Genomic DNA, 13,713 nt, shown 5'->3' on the forward strand with positions numbered 1-13,713 from the left:
GGCCCGCGCAAGGGAAGCCATGACTGCAAGCCTGAAACCCGACCCTTCCATGATCGGCGGCATCGCCCGGGTGCCGCTGGTGCATCTGCCCGATCCGCAGGCGCTGTTTGCCGCCCGCGCCGGGCGTTTCGATTTCCTGGCCGGGCATAATGCCAACCTGGCGCCCTATCTGCGCTTCCTGGCGGCGATCTGCCGGGCGCAGGCCCAGCTGGCCGCCGAGCTGCCCGCCCCCGCGCCCCTGCCCGATGCGACCATCGAGCAGGCCCGCGCCGCCCGCATGCCGCCCCTGGACCGCCAGGCGCTGCGCGCGCCGCTGGCCCAGGCGCTGGCCGCCCTGCTGCCCAGGCTGGAAGCCGTCGAGATGCCCGAGCCCGCCCGGCTGGCGCTGGCCGCCCTGGAAGCGGCCGAGGATGCGGACCGCGACTGGGTCATCGGCAACGTGCTCTCGGACAGCATCCCCGCCGACAGCGTCGCCCCGCATGTCTTTGCCGCCGCCGCCTTGCAGGTCGTGGCCAGCCTGCATGCCGCCGCCCTGCCCGGCGACAGGCTGGTGGCGATCCGCACCGGCACCTGTCCGGCCTGCGGCGGCCGCCCCGTCGCCAGCCTCGTCACCGAAAACATCGGTGCCGAGGGCGCGCGCTATTGCGCCTGCGCCACCTGCCAGGTGCTGTGGAACGAGGTGCGGGTGAAATGCACCTGCTGCGGCTCGACCAAGGGCATCACCTATCGCTCGGTCGAGACCGAAGAGGCCACGGTCAAGGCCGAATGCTGCCGGGAATGCGGTCAGTGGGTCAAGATCTTGTATCAGAACAAGAACCCGACCCTGGAAGTTGTAGCAGACGACGTGGCGAGCCTTGGTCTCGACCTGATGATGCGCGACACGGAATGGCGGCGCGGCGGCTTCGACCCCTTCCTGGCGGGGTTCTGAATGTCGCTGCGTGACCTGCCCTCGGTCGACCGGCTGCTGACCGATTGCGGGGCGCTGATCGAAGAGCATGGCCGGGCGCAGGTCACTGATGCCTTGCGCGCCGAACTGGCCGCGATCCGCGAGGCCCGGCCCGATCCGCTGCCCGATGCGGCGGCGATCCTGGCGCTGGCGCAAGCCCGGCTGGCGCGGCTGGCGCAATCCCGGCTGCGCCCGGTGCTGAACCTGACCGGCACCGTGTTGCATACCAACCTTGGCCGTGCCCTGCTGGCCGATGCCGCGATCGAGGCCGCAGTGGCCGCCATGCGCGCCCCCGCGGCGCTGGAATACGATCTCGACACAGGCGGGCGCGGCGAACGCGACAGCCACCTGCGCGGGCTTTTGTGCGAACTGACCGGGGCCGAGGATGCCACCGTGGTCAACAACAACGCCTCGGCGGTGCTGATCGTGCTGAACACGCTGGCGCGGGGCCGCGAGGCCGTGGTCTCGCGCGGGGAACTGATCGAGATCGGCGGCGCCTTCCGTATGCCCGCGATCATGGAACAGGCCGGCTGCCGGCTGCGCGAGGTCGGCACCACCAACCGCACCCATGCCAGGGACTACCGCGAGGCCATCACCGCCGAGACCGGCCTGTTGATGAAGGTCCATACCTCGAACTACCGCATCGAGGGTTTCACCAAGCAGGTGCCGGCCCCCGAACTGGCGCAGATCGCGCATCAGGCGGGCCTGCCCATGGTCAACGACCTCGGCTCGGGCACGCTGGTGGATCTGCGCCGCTGGGGCCTCGCGCCCGAGCCGACCGTGGCCGAGGCGGTGGCCGAGGGCGCCGATGCCGTCACCTTCTCGGGCGACAAGCTGCTGGGCGGGCCGCAGGCGGGTTTCATCGTCGGCCGGCGCGAGATCATCGCCGCGATCAACAGGAACCCGCTGAAACGCGCCCTGCGCATGGACAAGATCCGCATCGCCGCGACCGAGGCGACGCTGCGGCTCTACCGCGACCCCGACCGGCTGGCCGAGCGGCTGCCGACCCTGCGCCTGCTCTCGCGCCCGCTGGCCGAGATCCGGGCCCAGGCCGAACGGCTGGTGCCGATGGTCGCGCGCGCGCTCGGCTGCACCGTGACCGTGACCCCCTGCGCCAGCCAGATCGGCTCGGGCGCGCTGCCGACCGACACCATCCCCAGCGCCGGCCTCGCCCTGACCCCGCGTCCCGAGGCGCTGGCCGAAAGGCTGCGGGGCCTTGCCACCCCGATCATCGGCCGCATCCATGACGGCGCGCTGATCCTCGACCTGCGCTGCCTGCCCGATGACGCGGCGCTGACCCAAGCCCTGGCATGATCGTCGGGACGGCCGGCCATATCGACCATGGCAAGACGGCGCTGGTCAAGGCGCTGACCGGCACCGACGCCGACCGCCTGGCCGAGGAAAAGGCCCGCGGCATCACCATCGACCTGGGCTTCGCCTATGCCGACCTGGGTGCGGGCACAGTCACCGGCTTCGTGGATGTGCCGGGACACGAGAAATTCGTCCATACCATGCTGGCCGGCGCCGGCGGCATCGACCTGGCGCTGCTGGTCGTCGCCGCCGATGACGGCATCATGCCGCAAACCCGCGAGCATCTGGCCATCCTCGACCTGCTGGGCATCCGACGCGGCATGGTCGCGCTGACCAAATCCGACCTGGCCGAGCCCGACCGGCTGGCCGCGCTGAGCGCCGAGATCGTCGAATTGCTGGCCCCGACCGGGCTTGACGGCGCGCCGGTCTTCCCGGTCTCCGCGCTGACCGGCGCCGGCATCCCCGCCTTGCGCGAGGCCCTGGCCCGGGCCGAGGCCGAGACGGCCGCCCGCGCCACCGGCGACCGCTTCCGCATGGCCATCGACCGCAGCTTCACCCTGGCCGGGGCCGGCACCGTCGTCACCGGCACCGTGCTCTCGGGCCGGGTGGCGACCGGGGACCAGGTGATGCTCAGCCCCTCGGGCCTGCCGGCGCGGGTGCGCGGCATCCATGCGCAGAACCGCAAGGCGGATCAGGGGCTTGCCGGCCAGCGCTGCGCCCTGAACCTTGCCGGCGAGGCGATCACGCGCGAGGCGATCCACCGCGGCGACCTGGCGCTGGACCCGGTGCTGCACGCGCCGACGCAGCGCATCGACGCGACCCTGCGCGTGCTTGCCAGCGAGCCGAAGCCGCTGGCCAGCTGGTTTCCCGCCCGCCTGCACCTCGGCGCGGCCGAGACCGGCGCCCGCATCGTGCCGCTGCAAGGCCCGCTGGGTCCGGGCGAGACCGGGCTGGCGCAGATCGTGCTGGACCGCCCCGTCGCCGCAGCCTTCGGCGAGCGTTTCATCCTGCGCGATACCTCGGCCCGGCGCACCATCGGCGGCGGCAGCCTGATCGACCTGCGCCCGCCCGCCCGCCACCGCTCGCGCCCCGAGCGGCTGGCGCAGCTCGCCGCCATGGCCCTGCCCAACCCGGCCGAGGCCCTGGCCGCCATGGCGCGGCATGGCGCGGTGGACCTCGACGCCTTCGCCCGCGACCGCGCGCTGGCGCCGCCGGGTCTGGCCCAGGCCGTGGCCGCTTCGGGCGCCGCCGTGATCCCCGGCACCCGGCAGGCGCTGTCGCCCGACCTGCTCGACGCGCTGCGCCAAGGGGTCACCGCCCAGCTCACCGCCTTCCACGCCGAGAATGCCGACCTGCAAGGCCTGGGCCGCGAGCGCCTGCGCCTGGCCGTGCATCCCCGCCTGTCGCGCCCCGATTTCACCGCCCTTCTGCGCGCCGAGGCCGAGGCCGGCCGCATCGCGCTCGACGGCGCCTTCGTCCGCCTGTCCGGCCACCTGCCCCGGCTTTCGGACCAGGACGAGGCGCTGCTGGCCCGGATCCTGCCGAGCCTGGACGGCGACGAACGGTTCCGCCCGCCCCGCGTCCGCGACTTCGCCACCGAAATCGGCGCCGACGAGGCCGAGATCCGCCGCATCCTGCGCATGGCCGCACGCCAGGGCCGCCTCGACCAGATCGCGCATGACCATTTCTTCGCCCGCGCCACCACGATCGAGATGGTCGCCATCATCCGCGATGTCGCGGCGCAGGCCCCGGACGGCTGGTTCACCGCCCCCGCCTTTCGCGACCGGGTCCAGAACGGCCGCAAGGTGGCGATCCAGATCCTGGATTTCTTCGACCGGCTGGGTCTGACCTTGCGCCGGGGCGATCTTCGTCGCATCAATCCGCATCGGATCGACCTGTTCCAGCCGGACGGGCCCGATATGTGAACGCAGGGAAGAGAAGCGTCCCCGGTGGGGCGGCCGGACTTCAAATCCGCCCGAAAAACCAGAAATTGCAGGCGTGGAAAGTTGCGGAAGCGGCTGGAACCTTTCCAGAACGCATCGTGAATGTTGCGACGGTCTGCCTTCTGATCGGCGGTCGCCTGACGGCCTCGGCCCATGGATCCCGAATGACTATCGCGACCTGCGGGACCGCATCCTCGGGGAGGGTGCGGAATGAGCCGAAAGGTTGCCACCCTCGTCTATGAACGCCGCGCCGGATCATCGGCCCGCAAGGCAGTCCTGGCCTATTTCGCCGACTGCGCCGACGACTACGGCCGCGGCATATGGGCGTCGAAGAAGACAATCGCCGATGAGACCGAGCTTGGTCGTTCGACCGTCATCCGCGTCGTCAACGAATTCGTCGCAGAGGGCATACTGATCGTGTCCGGCCACCGCCCTTGCCGCAACGGCGCGACGGTAAATTACGATATGAACCTCGACGCCATCCGAAACCTCCCCAGCATCAATGCTTCACCCGACCCGTCCCAGAGCGGGACCTCATGGGGTCCCAGAGCGGGACCCAAACCGTCCTTGAACCGTCCTTGAACCAAGATGATGATGACCGCGTGCGCGAGCCAGACCATTTTTGGGGAATGATCCTCGAGGCGATGGGGCTGGACCCGGCAGAGGCGACGGCGCTTGGCGGGCCGGCGGATATGGCTGAAGCACGGGGCTGGCTTAAGCTGCCGCATATCACCGAAGAGCTGGTTTGCGAGCAGATCCGCGTGGTCATAGCCCGGAAAGGCGACAGGCAAATTCACTGCCTGGCCTATTTCACCCCCGAGATGCAGCGCTTGAGCGCGAGCCTCGAGGCGAGCAAGGTTCCGCTGACGCCGGCGACGCGCAGGCAGCCGGGCAGAGGCGAGGCGGTTCCGATGGCCGCGAACTCGGGCAAGGTCGATCTGGACGGGTTGGCCGCGTTGTGGGCGCCGAAGGTGGCCGGCGGAGGATATGTCCCGTCCTCGGCCATCAGCCCGGCGTTGGCGCGGCACATGCTCGAAAAGGGTCTGGTTGCACCGGCCGATCTGCGGCGCGCCGGGGTGTCGACATGAGCGCTGGCGCTGCCGGCCGCAGCGAAAAGCCCCCGACCTGCCCTGTGGCGGTCGGGTTTGCGGCGCTGGAGCTGGCGCGCGGCAGAGAGCAGACGCCGCCGATGGCCTTGCGCGGCACGTCCTGCATTGCAGGCTGGACGATCACGCCGCCGGGGCTGGGGGACGCCTGGCACCCCCCCTTTTCGTAGGTTCTTCCGAGGCCCCCACGCCATGCGAGGGGCGTATCCCCGCAAATATTCGCATGTGCGTGCCCTTTCGGGCGGCACTTTTTTATTACTTCCTGGGGTGCCGCCGTGGCCAATGTGGACCTGCTGCTTGACCGGGAATATCCTTTGATTTTTCATATGGCTGACCCGGCGTCGGTCGATGGCTGGATTGCCCGCAGACGACCCCCCCATGAAATCCCGCCAGAGGAACGGCACGGGATACCCCCGTAACGTCCGGTAAGCCACCACAAGGAAAGGCTTTGCCATGCTGCCGCGCCTGAAAACCACCATCGAGATCGACGGCGAGACCGCGCAACGCGTCGAGGCAGAACGCGAGCGGATCGCGGCTGAAACCGGGCTGCCGAAGGTGTCGCTCGCTTCCGTTATCGCCGCCGTCCTGCGCCGGGGGCTGCCGGCCTCGCCCTGCGACGGGGCCAAGCCGCCCATGCAGCCGCGCCGCGCTCGCTGATTTTTCCAGCTAGGAACCGCCATGAGTTTCAAGAACAATGCCCCCTTCGACCGCAGCCAGAGCCGCAATCGCAGCGTCGTCGGGCAATACCTGACCCGCAACCAGCAGCCCGCCGAAAGCGCGGCCATGCACCTGCTGCGCCTGGCGCATGAGGAAGCCAGCCGCGTCCAGTCGCTTGGCCCGTCAACGCCGGCGGCGGCCTCGGGGCATGCCGGCCAGGTCGCGGATACCCCGGCTATGGAGCGGCTCACCGATGCCGTCGCGCAGGCGCGCCGCGCGCTGCCGTTTGCCGAGCATGCGCCGGGCGGCGACCTCGACCGCATCATGCGTATTCCGATGCCCGCAGCGCGCATGGTTCATCTGAATATCGGAACTGACCATCTGCCCGTCTTCGATGCCCCCGCGGGCAACCAGCCCAGCGAGGCCATGACCCTGGCCGAAAGCCTGCTGACCCATGCCCGCACCTTCCAAGCCGGCGCGCGACTGCTGATCGAGCCCAAGGGCCGCGTCATCGAGACCGGCACCGGCGTGCCCGCGCTGCAGGTGGTGCCCATGGGCCTCGAGGTGGTGCGGGCCGCGCCCTTCGCGGTGGTGACGGACCCGGATGGCGACGATGATCCGGAAAACCCCGGCACGGCCCCGCTGATCCCGCTCGATACAATTCTGGCCGGCGCACGGATCGAAAGGCCCGACGATCTGAAAAACTATGCGATCCGGGTCTCGCTGACCCGGCGCGAACAGAAAGATCGCAACGACGGCGAGTTGCTGGCCGCTCTGCTGCATTCCATCACGCTGGGTCTGGCCCAGGCGGCCGATGCCGAGCTTCTGGGCGCGATCCTGGCGGCTGATCCGGGGACGTTCAGCCTGGGCGCTGCCGCGGCCAAGGGCGTGCGCTTTCACGAACTGCGCGCCATCGTCGGCACCGATGAGCCGGTGAGCGGGTCGGATTTCGGCCCGGGCTATGGCGACCAGCCCGGCCAGCTGTTCGTGCATTCGATCCCGGCCGAGCTGTGTGCCGCTGCCGCGCGGACGGTGATCGGCGCTTTCGATCGCTTTGGTCTGGCCATCGGCGGCGATATCCGGCTGCTGATCGATCGCACCGCCGTGGATGGCAGCCTGACTGCCACCTGCTGGTGCGCGATGAAGGCTGTCCTGCCCGATCCGGGCTTTGCCTGGCGCTTTACTCCGGAGATGCCGTGATGGGCCTGCGGGACTGGTTCAGCCCCCGCGGCGCGCATCGGCCCGCACCCGCGGCGCCGGGGAACATGCTGCCGGCCGAGGTCGTGGCTGTGGTGCAGGCGGCAAGCATCCGCAACGCCAACCGCCCGGATGCCGAGGGCAGCCCGATCATCCATGTGACGGCGCCGGCGCTGGGCCGGTTCCGCTGGGTCGATCTGGACAAGGCTGCCGACCGCATTTCGGATGCCTGGCCCGAGCTGACGCCCGCCCAGTGCTTCCGCGCCGCGCAGCTGATCGAGGCGGCGGTGGGCGACGCGGCCATTGCGAGCCTGCAGCGCGGGCAACCCCGGCGCAGCTGGGTCTGGGACTGGTGATGGCGCGCAAGCCGCTGCCCGCGTCTCTGCGCCGCCTCGCCAAGCCCACGGCCGCGCTGGCGGTCGAGAATACACCCCCGCCCAAGGGCAAGAACCCCAGCGCCCGCCGGGTTCGGCGGCTGGCGCGCAAGGGCTGGCTGATCGGCTGGCCGTTTTCCAAAGGAGTGCTGTGATGGCGACACGCTATCAGCTGACGATCATCGGGGAAGCCGCCCAGGTTGCGCCTTCCATCATCGTGGACGGGCGCGCGTTGCAGGACGGCCAGAGGGTCGAGGTTGACCTTGCCACGGCCGTGGCCCTGGTCGAGCGCGGCCTTGCTATCCCGCGCGGCAGGATCGAGATCGAGCCGGTGCTGAAACCGAAACGCGGGCAGGCTGTCATGGTCGATGGCAGGGCCTGCTTTGACGGCGACACGGTCGAGGCCGGCTGGGCCGTCGCGCATGACCTGGTCGCGCGCGGCCGTGCCCGTCTGGCCGAGGGCGTCAGGCTGCCCCGCTTCAACCCGGATGCGCGCAAATGATGTTCGAAATCGAGATCATCGGCCAGCACCGGCCAGCCTCGCCCCTGCGCCCCGCACCGCGGGCAGGGATCATCCTGCATGGTCAGGCCCGCCTTGCCGGCGAGCGCATCAGCGTGGACTGGGCGACTGCGCGGCACCTGATCGCCAACGGCCGCGCCAAGCCCGCGCCGGGCGTGACGATCCCGCTCTTGGACCCGGAGCGGCGCCAATGAGCCGATGGAGCCGCCGTATTCCCGGCCCGCAGGTTTCCATCGAGGTCGATCTCCGCCAGGTCAAGATGGTGATTGATGAGCTGAAAAGTACCAAGGAGGAGGTCGGCGCGTCCCTATCCAAAGCACTGCGCCGCACCGCCAGCGCCTTGCGCGTCATGTCATCCAAGCGCCTGGTTCCCGAACTTCAGCTGCGCCGCGCAATGGACCTGCGCAAACGGCTGAAAACCATGAAGGTACGGGCCAAGGGCAAGGACGCCGAACAGGTGATTGGCTTGTGGTTCGGGCTGTCCAGGATGCCGGTCTCGGCCTTCAAGGGCCGGCCCGTACAAACCGGCAAAGGCGTGAGCTTTCAAGGCAGAGAATATAAGGGCCGATTCCTGGCAACCATGCCAGGACAGACGCATGCCGGAATGTTCCGCCGCAAGGGTCGTGCGCGTTTGCCGATTGTCGGTCAGAACGTCGAGATCAAGGATGTGGTGGACCCGATCATCGAGGATGAAATCTTCCCGAAGGCCACGGAAATATTCATCCGGAACTTCCTGCATGATCTGAAGTGGCGTGCCAGCCAGCGGAACAAGCCTTCAGCCGGGGAATAGCATCGGGATACCCGGCGCGCTGTTCATGGGGCGCGCCGGGCAGACGGGGCGGGATGCGCCTGGCTTTTATCCATGGGCCGAAGCAACCGGGCAAGTCGGCGAGTGCCCCATAACCCCGACATGGCGCGGCCGTGGCCTTGTCGGCGCGGCGCCACAGCCCCGGTGCAGCACATGCTGGCCGGGGCTTTCTCTTTGCGCCAGCGGCGTGCCATGGCACACCTGCCATTGGCGGACGTGCGCGCCGGGTTGTTCAACCTGCAATGCAGGATGTTGCATCTCTACCACACTCCCCATTGGGGGACGTCATCAATGTGAGGGCGTCAGACCCCGGCCAGCTTGCCAGAGGTGTTCCACCGGCGGTGGACGACATCCGCGCCGGGCAGAGCGCGAACGTCCTTCATCCTCGCTTTGAGGGCGGATCATTGCGACAACCCCCATGGGGCTCGCCAGGCGGATCAGACCCCGGCCAGCTTGCGCAGGGCGTCGTCTATGCGGCTTTGCCAGCCCGGGCCGCCGGCCTTGAAATAGGCGATCACCTCGGGGCTAAGCCGGATGGTGGTGCTGACCTTGGCGTTTTCCAGCTTCGGCCGGCCGCGCTGGACCGTGGCCTTGGCGGCGCGCTTTTCCCAATAGGGCGTCGCCAGGTCGGGCGCGTCGTCGTCAAAATCGGGGGGCATAGGCTTTCTGTTCGCGGTCATTGGCCTTCCTCATGCTGATGACGTGGGCGGTGTCGCTGCGCGGCGTCCAGACCATCACCACCATGCGGCCGCGCAGGAAGCCGATGCTGATGAGGCGGGTTTCGCCATAGTCGAAGCGATCATCCTCGAACGTCAGTGTCGCGCCAGCCAGAACCTCGGCGCCGTCCGCTTCAAGATCGATCCCCCGCTCTGCAAGGGTCTTGGCGCGCTTCGCCGGGTCGCTGGTGCATTTCATGTAGTAACAATAATTATGAGGGGCGCGGGCGTCAATATCTGTAGTAACGGAAAGTCGTGGTCAGGGCTTGAGGCGACGCTTGCGGCGTCTGCGCGGCAACAGAAGCTGCGGGAGGGCATGATAGCAACCCAGCCGCAAGCTTATAATCAGCGGAGGCGTCCATCCCGGTATCCAGGGTTCGGTCTCTTTGGCGGTGATCACTCCGTGCATCACATGCTCCACCTTGTTCACCGCTCCGCCGCGAACAATGAAGGCGACCCTTGCCCCCTCGACCACGCCCCACAACGCCAGCACATCGGGACAGTAGTGGGTCAATAGCAGGGATATTTCCATGCTCTCTTGTTCCGCGTCTAGGTGCGCGGGCGGGGTGAAATCTATGATATGCCCGGCATAGCCCTTGTCAGCGACAGATAGGAACATGGTCGACAAAGGCATTGGCGGTCAGGGCTTCAGGCGCTGGGCGAGCTTGTCTGCCAGCAGGTTGGCAAAGCTCTCAATGTCATCTGCAGCCCGCAGCTTTCTCAATACCTGTCCGATCGGCATTTTCCCGACATCTGGCACCCCCTTCAGGGCATCGCCGATGCCCTCACTCTGCCGATCCAAGGCTGCTACAGGCTCCCCGCTTTCTTCATGCTTTGCCAACATATCGCCGACCGTGTTGGGGCGATCTTCGTCATGCCAATCGTAATACTTCTGGAGCGCCATCAGAATTTCTGAATGAAGGCTGCGCCCATGCAGATCAGCCTCCTCCTGAATAAACTCCTTCAAGGCCGGCGGGATGCGCAAGCCATAGGGTGCCAGGCGGGTGGGGTATTTTCGAGAGTCAGCCATAGCGGCCATTGGTAACCAATTTTTCCTTGACTGAAAATACATACCAATGGTAACTAACTACCAATGGTAGTTGATGGAGAGCACCCAGATGGAAAAATATGAGCAGATCTCGCTGCGCCTACCCGACGGTTGGCGCCGTGCGCTGAAGATCGCCGCCGCCGTGAACGGCCGCAGCATGAACGCCGAGATCGTGCAGCGTCTGCGCCCGACCCTCGAAGCCGCCGATGCCCAGCGCCCGCAATCCTGAAATGAAAGCGGCCGGGCAGCGTTGCACCGCTGACACCGGCCTTGATGCCCCCGAGAAAGGACATTTCCCCATGAATATCCCTGAAAATCCCTGCAAAGGCAACCTGCCGGTTTCGCCAGCGCCCCGCCGCCGGCCCGGCCAGCCCAAGCGCAAGGCCACCGAAAAGCGCGTCAGCCGCGCCGCCAGCCTGATCCAGGACCATATCGCTGTGCTGACTGCCCAGCGCATCACGCTGCCCGTCCTCGGTCTCGAGGTCGCGCTGGATGAGCTGCGCCAAATCGGGGGTGCGCAATGAACCGCCGCGATCTGATCGCCCTGCCGGCCGCTGTCGCCTTCGCACCTGCGCCGGCGCTGGGCGCTGCAATCGCCCCGGTTTCCCTGCGGGCGCTGTGGCAGCATGCGAAAGCGCTGAATGACCGCCTCGAGGCGACCGAGCGCGCCGAGGATCCGGTCGCCTGGGATGCCGGCATGGCGCAGCTCATCCATCTTCAGGACCGGATCGCCGCGGCACCGGCCTGCACGCCCGAGGCTTGGGCGATAAAGGTCTTGAGCGCCGACGATGGCGGCGCCATCGAGAATGCCAGCGATCTGGGCCGCGCCCTGGTCGAACAGGCGCGCAGCATGATCGGGGGTGCGCAATGAGCCGCCGTCCCACCGTGGCGCGTTTCTCGCTTTCCGCGTCCGCGCGCCAGCACATCGACGCCATCATGGCTACGGCACGCGACCAGATAGAAGCCGTTCTGCAACGAGAGGTGTCCCGCCTGATCGCAGATGCGCATGACGGCGCTAACCAAAAGGCTGCGCACCACCGCCCGGCGAAGCAGGAGGTTATGGCAACGCCCGCAGTCCCGCAGCCGATCTATATCCGCCCGGGCAAGGCGCAGCAGATGTTCGGCGTGCATCGCGCAACGCTATACCGCTGGGCGAATGCCGGCCACATCACCATTCACAAGCGCGGCGCAGCGACCTTTGTCCGGCTGGACGAGGTGCGCGCCTTCATCGAAGGAAACCAGCCATGATGACGCGCGACCTGCAACGCGCCGCGAACGACCAGACGGAGGCCGACGCCCAGGCTGAAGAGATCCTGCGCCGCGTCTATGCGCTGACCGCCCCTTACCAGCGCCGCGTGGTCGAATGGCTGCGCGGGCATTCCGACCCCGACATGCGCGACCTCGCCACGCCGCTCGAGGAGGTGCTCACCCTTCGCCGACTGATCGGGGGTGAACAATGAGCATTACCCGCATCATTCAGGTGGATACGCAAGGCAAGCCGCTTGACGGGCCAGACCTGATCTTCACGAACAAGTGGGCTGTCAAAGCCGGATTAATGGAAAATCGGCCGGTCGTTGTTCGGGCATTTGAAGCGCGAATCACGAAAAAGGGCTTGGCCGAAATCGCCCGTCAGATGGGCCGGCAGATCGGGGGTGAACCATGACCCGGCTTGTCCATCCCTCCTCGCCGCTCCGGCACCAGACGCTGATCTTCGCCGGCTATGCTGCCCTTCTCTTGGCCTTCGGCGCCGCGGCGCTGGGCGCCCTGTTGGCCCCGCAGTTCGACTGGGCGGGCCTCTGGGGCGATCTGTCCGACTTTGCCGCCTCCACGGCCGCCCAGGCGCGCGCCGAGGGCTGGGCCGCGCTTTCCGAGAGGGCGTGAGCCATGGGTGTCCGTACCAAGTTCAGCCAAGCCGACCTAGAGAAGGTGCTTCGCACGACCAGAGAGGCCGGCCTGCCGGTGACCGTAGTCAGGATAGGGCCGCAGGGGGAAATCGAAGTGCGCTGCGGCCCGCAGGAACCCGCAGACGAATTCGACGCGACGGATATGCGCCGATGACCAAGAAGGAACTGCCGAAACACGTCTATCGCAAGAAGGGCGGCAAGGTCTATTTTCAGCGCCGCGGCTTCAAGACGGTCCGTTTCATCAGCGAACCGGGCACTTCGGAGTTCGCTGCGGAATATGCCCTGATCCTGCGCGGCCGCGCGCCGGTGCCCGAAGGGCGAACCCTGAAGGCATTGGCGATCAGTTACCAGCTCAGCGACCGCTTCACGGGCTTGGCGCCTAGAACGCGGCAGGATTATCTGCGCGTGCTGGACTATGTGAAGGAGAAGCTGGGCCACCTGCCGGCCGACAGAATGCAGCGCAAGGACGTGATCCGGGCACAGCAGGCCAACAAGGACGCGGTGCGCTTCGCCAACTACATCGTCCAGGTGCTTCGCGTCATGTTCGAGCATGGGATCGATCAGGGCTGGCGTGACGACAATCCAGCCAAAGGCGTTCGCCTGCTGAAAAGCGGTCGGCCGCCCCGCTTGCCATGGCCGCCCGAGAAAATCACGGCGTTCCGTGAGGCTGCGCCCCTTGGGACCCGCGGCAGGTTGATCTTCGAGCTTCTGCTGGGCACCGGCCAGCGCATTGGTGATGTGCTCAAGATGCGGTGGAACGACCTCGAGGAAGGCGGGGTGAATGTCCGACAGGGCAAGACAGGAGCGGAGTTGTGGATACCGCTGACCAGCGGCTTGCGCGAGGCGCTGGGCGCGACGCCAAAGGCCGGACTGACCATCTGCGCGCAGCTGAACGGCAGCCCGACCAGCTACGACGGTGCGCATGCCATGATCATGGCCATTCGAAAGGAAATCGGCGCCGAGGCCTTCGACATTCACGCCTTGCGCCACACCGCGGCGCATGAGCTGGCTGCGGCCGGCTGCTCGGGCGAACTGATCCAGGCGATCACGGGGCATACGAACCTGGGGATGGTGAAGCACTATACTGGTTCCGCTAGCCAGAAGCCCCGTGCTAAGGAGGCGCAGTCGCGCCGCGAACAGAACAGGTGCGAAACGTGAAAGTTGAGAAGCTGTTGCGAACGGC

25 protein-coding genes are annotated in these 13,713 nt (G+C 67.5%); 21 read left to right on the plus strand and 4 right to left on the minus strand.

The features are described from left to right. The first annotated feature begins 19 nt into the window (after positions 1 to 19). The 12 genes from fdhE to PARN5_RS21750 all read left to right on the plus strand — a co-directional run bounded on the left by fdhE (position 20) and on the right by PARN5_RS21750 (position 8,844). Positions 20 to 928, plus strand: a complete 909-nt coding sequence (fdhE, locus tag PARN5_RS0106865; protein ID WP_026155234.1) for a formate dehydrogenase accessory protein FdhE — start codon at positions 20 to 22, stop codon at positions 926 to 928. Beyond that, the gene (gene selA, locus PARN5_RS0106870; RefSeq protein ID WP_017999033.1) at positions 929 to 2,260 is read left to right on the plus strand and encodes an L-seryl-tRNA(Sec) selenium transferase; all 1,332 of its coding nucleotides are present in this window, start codon (positions 929 to 931) and stop codon (positions 2,258 to 2,260) included. Further along, positions 2,257 to 4,182, plus strand: a complete 1,926-nt coding sequence (gene selB, locus PARN5_RS0106875) for a selenocysteine-specific translation elongation factor (RefSeq protein ID WP_017999034.1) — start codon at positions 2,257 to 2,259, stop codon at positions 4,180 to 4,182. The genes selA and selB overlap by 4 nt, the downstream gene beginning before the upstream one ends. Positions 4,183 to 4,410: 228 nt before the next feature. Next, positions 4,411 to 4,782 carry a helix-turn-helix domain-containing protein gene (locus tag PARN5_RS24105; RefSeq protein ID WP_157403941.1) on the plus strand — a complete coding sequence of 124 codons (372 nt, stop codon included), beginning with the start codon at positions 4,411 to 4,413 and terminating at the stop codon, positions 4,780 to 4,782. After that, on the plus strand, positions 4,779 to 5,288 hold the full coding sequence (locus PARN5_RS0106885; RefSeq protein WP_157403942.1) for a hypothetical protein: 510 nt from the start codon (positions 4,779 to 4,781) through the stop codon (positions 5,286 to 5,288). Before PARN5_RS24105 ends, PARN5_RS0106885 begins: the two co-directional genes overlap by 4 nt. Before the next feature lie 471 nt (positions 5,289 to 5,759). Continuing rightward, positions 5,760 to 5,963 (plus strand): hypothetical protein, encoded by a 204-nt coding sequence (locus tag PARN5_RS0106895; RefSeq protein ID WP_017999038.1) that lies wholly within the window; start codon positions 5,760 to 5,762, stop codon positions 5,961 to 5,963. Positions 5,964 to 5,984: 21 nt separating this feature from the next. After that, positions 5,985 to 7,163: a hypothetical protein gene (locus PARN5_RS22835; RefSeq protein ID WP_017999039.1), complete on the plus strand. Its 1,179-nt coding sequence runs from the start codon at positions 5,985 to 5,987 to the stop codon at positions 7,161 to 7,163. Next, complete coding sequence (locus PARN5_RS0106905) at positions 7,160 to 7,516, plus strand: hypothetical protein (protein WP_198289574.1); 357 nt, start codon at positions 7,160 to 7,162, stop codon at positions 7,514 to 7,516. The genes PARN5_RS22835 and PARN5_RS0106905 overlap by 4 nt, the downstream gene beginning before the upstream one ends. After that, positions 7,516 to 7,689: a hypothetical protein gene (locus PARN5_RS24110; protein ID WP_017999041.1), complete on the plus strand. Its 174-nt coding sequence runs from the start codon at positions 7,516 to 7,518 to the stop codon at positions 7,687 to 7,689. The genes PARN5_RS0106905 and PARN5_RS24110 overlap by 1 nt, the downstream gene beginning before the upstream one ends. After that, a complete protein-coding gene (locus PARN5_RS0106915; RefSeq protein WP_017999042.1) occupies positions 7,689 to 8,036 on the plus strand; it encodes a hypothetical protein in 348 nt (115 codons plus the stop codon). The genes PARN5_RS24110 and PARN5_RS0106915 overlap by 1 nt, the downstream gene beginning before the upstream one ends. Then, on the plus strand, positions 8,033 to 8,248 hold the full coding sequence (locus PARN5_RS0106920) for a hypothetical protein (RefSeq protein WP_026155235.1): 216 nt from the start codon (positions 8,033 to 8,035) through the stop codon (positions 8,246 to 8,248). Before PARN5_RS0106915 ends, PARN5_RS0106920 begins: the two co-directional genes overlap by 4 nt. Further along, positions 8,245 to 8,844 carry a hypothetical protein gene (locus tag PARN5_RS21750; RefSeq protein ID WP_017999044.1) on the plus strand — a complete coding sequence of 200 codons (600 nt, stop codon included), beginning with the start codon at positions 8,245 to 8,247 and terminating at the stop codon, positions 8,842 to 8,844. Before PARN5_RS0106920 ends, PARN5_RS21750 begins: the two co-directional genes overlap by 4 nt. Positions 8,845 to 9,299: 455 nt before the next feature. On the opposite strand, the gene PARN5_RS0106930 is transcribed toward PARN5_RS21750, so the two are convergent. The 4 genes from PARN5_RS0106930 to PARN5_RS21755 form a co-directional block, all read right to left on the minus strand. Then, a complete protein-coding gene (locus PARN5_RS0106930; RefSeq protein ID WP_017999045.1) occupies positions 9,300 to 9,521 on the minus strand; it encodes a BrnA antitoxin family protein in 222 nt (73 codons plus the stop codon). Then, entirely contained in the window at positions 9,505 to 9,777 is a 273-nt protein-coding gene (locus PARN5_RS0106935; protein ID WP_017999046.1) for a BrnT family toxin, read from the minus strand. Before PARN5_RS0106935 ends, PARN5_RS0106930 begins: the two co-directional genes overlap by 17 nt. 60 nt (positions 9,778 to 9,837) lie before the next feature. Then, the gene (locus PARN5_RS0106940; protein ID WP_157403944.1) at positions 9,838 to 10,110 is read right to left on the minus strand and encodes a hypothetical protein; all 273 of its coding nucleotides are present in this window, start codon (positions 10,108 to 10,110) and stop codon (positions 9,838 to 9,840) included. Positions 10,111 to 10,218: 108 nt separating this feature from the next. After that, positions 10,219 to 10,617, minus strand: coding sequence for an Arc family DNA-binding protein (locus PARN5_RS21755; protein ID WP_017999048.1), 399 nt, complete (start codon positions 10,615 to 10,617; stop codon positions 10,219 to 10,221). 79 nt (positions 10,618 to 10,696) lie between these two features. Here PARN5_RS21755 and PARN5_RS23385 point away from each other — a divergent pair, with 79 nt between their 5' ends. From PARN5_RS23385 to PARN5_RS0106985, 9 genes are read left to right on the plus strand one after another with little or no spacing between them, the layout of a single operon-like run. Next, positions 10,697 to 10,855 (plus strand): Arc family DNA-binding protein, encoded by a 159-nt coding sequence (locus PARN5_RS23385; protein ID WP_017999049.1) that lies wholly within the window; start codon positions 10,697 to 10,699, stop codon positions 10,853 to 10,855. Next, positions 10,833 to 11,150 carry a hypothetical protein gene (locus PARN5_RS21760; RefSeq protein ID WP_157403946.1) on the plus strand — a complete coding sequence of 106 codons (318 nt, stop codon included), beginning with the start codon at positions 10,833 to 10,835 and terminating at the stop codon, positions 11,148 to 11,150. The genes PARN5_RS23385 and PARN5_RS21760 overlap by 23 nt, the downstream gene beginning before the upstream one ends. Next, positions 11,147 to 11,497: a hypothetical protein gene (locus PARN5_RS0106960; RefSeq protein WP_017999051.1), complete on the plus strand. Its 351-nt coding sequence runs from the start codon at positions 11,147 to 11,149 to the stop codon at positions 11,495 to 11,497. The genes PARN5_RS21760 and PARN5_RS0106960 overlap by 4 nt, the downstream gene beginning before the upstream one ends. Then, on the plus strand, positions 11,494 to 11,874 hold the full coding sequence (locus PARN5_RS22840; protein WP_017999052.1) for a helix-turn-helix domain-containing protein: 381 nt from the start codon (positions 11,494 to 11,496) through the stop codon (positions 11,872 to 11,874). The genes PARN5_RS0106960 and PARN5_RS22840 overlap by 4 nt, the downstream gene beginning before the upstream one ends. Continuing rightward, positions 11,871 to 12,086, plus strand: a complete 216-nt coding sequence (locus PARN5_RS0106970; protein ID WP_017999053.1) for a hypothetical protein — start codon at positions 11,871 to 11,873, stop codon at positions 12,084 to 12,086. Before PARN5_RS22840 ends, PARN5_RS0106970 begins: the two co-directional genes overlap by 4 nt. Beyond that, positions 12,083 to 12,289: a hypothetical protein gene (locus PARN5_RS21765; protein ID WP_036744578.1), complete on the plus strand. Its 207-nt coding sequence runs from the start codon at positions 12,083 to 12,085 to the stop codon at positions 12,287 to 12,289. Before PARN5_RS0106970 ends, PARN5_RS21765 begins: the two co-directional genes overlap by 4 nt. Next, positions 12,286 to 12,507 carry a hypothetical protein gene (locus PARN5_RS0106975; protein WP_017999054.1) on the plus strand — a complete coding sequence of 74 codons (222 nt, stop codon included), beginning with the start codon at positions 12,286 to 12,288 and terminating at the stop codon, positions 12,505 to 12,507. Before PARN5_RS21765 ends, PARN5_RS0106975 begins: the two co-directional genes overlap by 4 nt. A 3-nt stretch (positions 12,508 to 12,510) precedes the next feature. Next, positions 12,511 to 12,684, plus strand: coding sequence for a hypothetical protein (locus PARN5_RS24115; RefSeq protein WP_017999055.1), 174 nt, complete (start codon positions 12,511 to 12,513; stop codon positions 12,682 to 12,684). Further along, positions 12,681 to 13,688: a tyrosine-type recombinase/integrase gene (locus PARN5_RS0106985; RefSeq protein ID WP_017999056.1), complete on the plus strand. Its 1,008-nt coding sequence runs from the start codon at positions 12,681 to 12,683 to the stop codon at positions 13,686 to 13,688. The genes PARN5_RS24115 and PARN5_RS0106985 overlap by 4 nt, the downstream gene beginning before the upstream one ends. Positions 13,689 to 13,713 lie beyond the last annotated feature (25 nt).

This window comes from Paracoccus sp. N5, assembly GCF_000371965.1.
GTDB lineage: Bacteria > Pseudomonadota > Alphaproteobacteria > Rhodobacterales > Rhodobacteraceae > Paracoccus.

What these genes read in the sequence shown, in the direction of transcription:
- selA (WP_017999033.1), top strand. Translation starts at nt 929, where the DNA reads ATGTCGCTGCGTGACCTGCCCTCGGTCGACCGGCTGCTGACCGATTGC.
- PARN5_RS0106895 (WP_017999038.1), top strand. Translation starts at nt 5,760, where the DNA reads ATGCTGCCGCGCCTGAAAACCACCATCGAGATCGACGGCGAGACCGCG.
- PARN5_RS0106970 (WP_017999053.1), top strand. Translation starts at nt 11,871, where the DNA reads ATGATGACGCGCGACCTGCAACGCGCCGCGAACGACCAGACGGAGGCC.
- PARN5_RS0106975 (WP_017999054.1), top strand. Translation starts at nt 12,286, where the DNA reads ATGACCCGGCTTGTCCATCCCTCCTCGCCGCTCCGGCACCAGACGCTG.
- PARN5_RS22835 (WP_017999039.1), top strand. Translation starts at nt 5,985, where the DNA reads ATGAGTTTCAAGAACAATGCCCCCTTCGACCGCAGCCAGAGCCGCAAT.
- PARN5_RS0106985 (WP_017999056.1), top strand. Translation starts at nt 12,681, where the DNA reads ATGACCAAGAAGGAACTGCCGAAACACGTCTATCGCAAGAAGGGCGGC.
- PARN5_RS24115 (WP_017999055.1), top strand. Translation starts at nt 12,511, where the DNA reads ATGGGTGTCCGTACCAAGTTCAGCCAAGCCGACCTAGAGAAGGTGCTT.
- fdhE (WP_026155234.1), top strand. Translation starts at nt 20, where the DNA reads ATGACTGCAAGCCTGAAACCCGACCCTTCCATGATCGGCGGCATCGCC.
- PARN5_RS0106940 (WP_157403944.1), bottom strand. Translation starts at nt 10,110, where the DNA reads ATGGAAATATCCCTGCTATTGACCCACTACTGTCCCGATGTGCTGGCG.
- PARN5_RS21755 (WP_017999048.1), bottom strand. Translation starts at nt 10,617, where the DNA reads ATGGCCGCTATGGCTGACTCTCGAAAATACCCCACCCGCCTGGCACCC.
- PARN5_RS0106930 (WP_017999045.1), bottom strand. Translation starts at nt 9,521, where the DNA reads ATGCCCCCCGATTTTGACGACGACGCGCCCGACCTGGCGACGCCCTAT.
- PARN5_RS0106935 (WP_017999046.1), bottom strand. Translation starts at nt 9,777, where the DNA reads ATGAAATGCACCAGCGACCCGGCGAAGCGCGCCAAGACCCTTGCAGAG.
- PARN5_RS21765 (WP_036744578.1), top strand. Translation starts at nt 12,083, where the DNA reads ATGAGCATTACCCGCATCATTCAGGTGGATACGCAAGGCAAGCCGCTT.
- PARN5_RS24105 (WP_157403941.1), top strand. Translation starts at nt 4,411, where the DNA reads ATGAGCCGAAAGGTTGCCACCCTCGTCTATGAACGCCGCGCCGGATCA.
- PARN5_RS0106915 (WP_017999042.1), top strand. Translation starts at nt 7,689, where the DNA reads ATGGCGACACGCTATCAGCTGACGATCATCGGGGAAGCCGCCCAGGTT.
- PARN5_RS0106960 (WP_017999051.1), top strand. Translation starts at nt 11,147, where the DNA reads ATGAACCGCCGCGATCTGATCGCCCTGCCGGCCGCTGTCGCCTTCGCA.
- PARN5_RS0106920 (WP_026155235.1), top strand. Translation starts at nt 8,033, where the DNA reads ATGATGTTCGAAATCGAGATCATCGGCCAGCACCGGCCAGCCTCGCCC.
- PARN5_RS22840 (WP_017999052.1), top strand. Translation starts at nt 11,494, where the DNA reads ATGAGCCGCCGTCCCACCGTGGCGCGTTTCTCGCTTTCCGCGTCCGCG.
- PARN5_RS21750 (WP_017999044.1), top strand. Translation starts at nt 8,245, where the DNA reads ATGAGCCGATGGAGCCGCCGTATTCCCGGCCCGCAGGTTTCCATCGAG.
- PARN5_RS24110 (WP_017999041.1), top strand. Translation starts at nt 7,516, where the DNA reads ATGGCGCGCAAGCCGCTGCCCGCGTCTCTGCGCCGCCTCGCCAAGCCC.
- PARN5_RS21760 (WP_157403946.1), top strand. Translation starts at nt 10,833, where the DNA reads ATGCCCAGCGCCCGCAATCCTGAAATGAAAGCGGCCGGGCAGCGTTGC.
- selB (WP_017999034.1), top strand. Translation starts at nt 2,257, where the DNA reads ATGATCGTCGGGACGGCCGGCCATATCGACCATGGCAAGACGGCGCTG.
- PARN5_RS23385 (WP_017999049.1), top strand. Translation starts at nt 10,697, where the DNA reads ATGGAAAAATATGAGCAGATCTCGCTGCGCCTACCCGACGGTTGGCGC.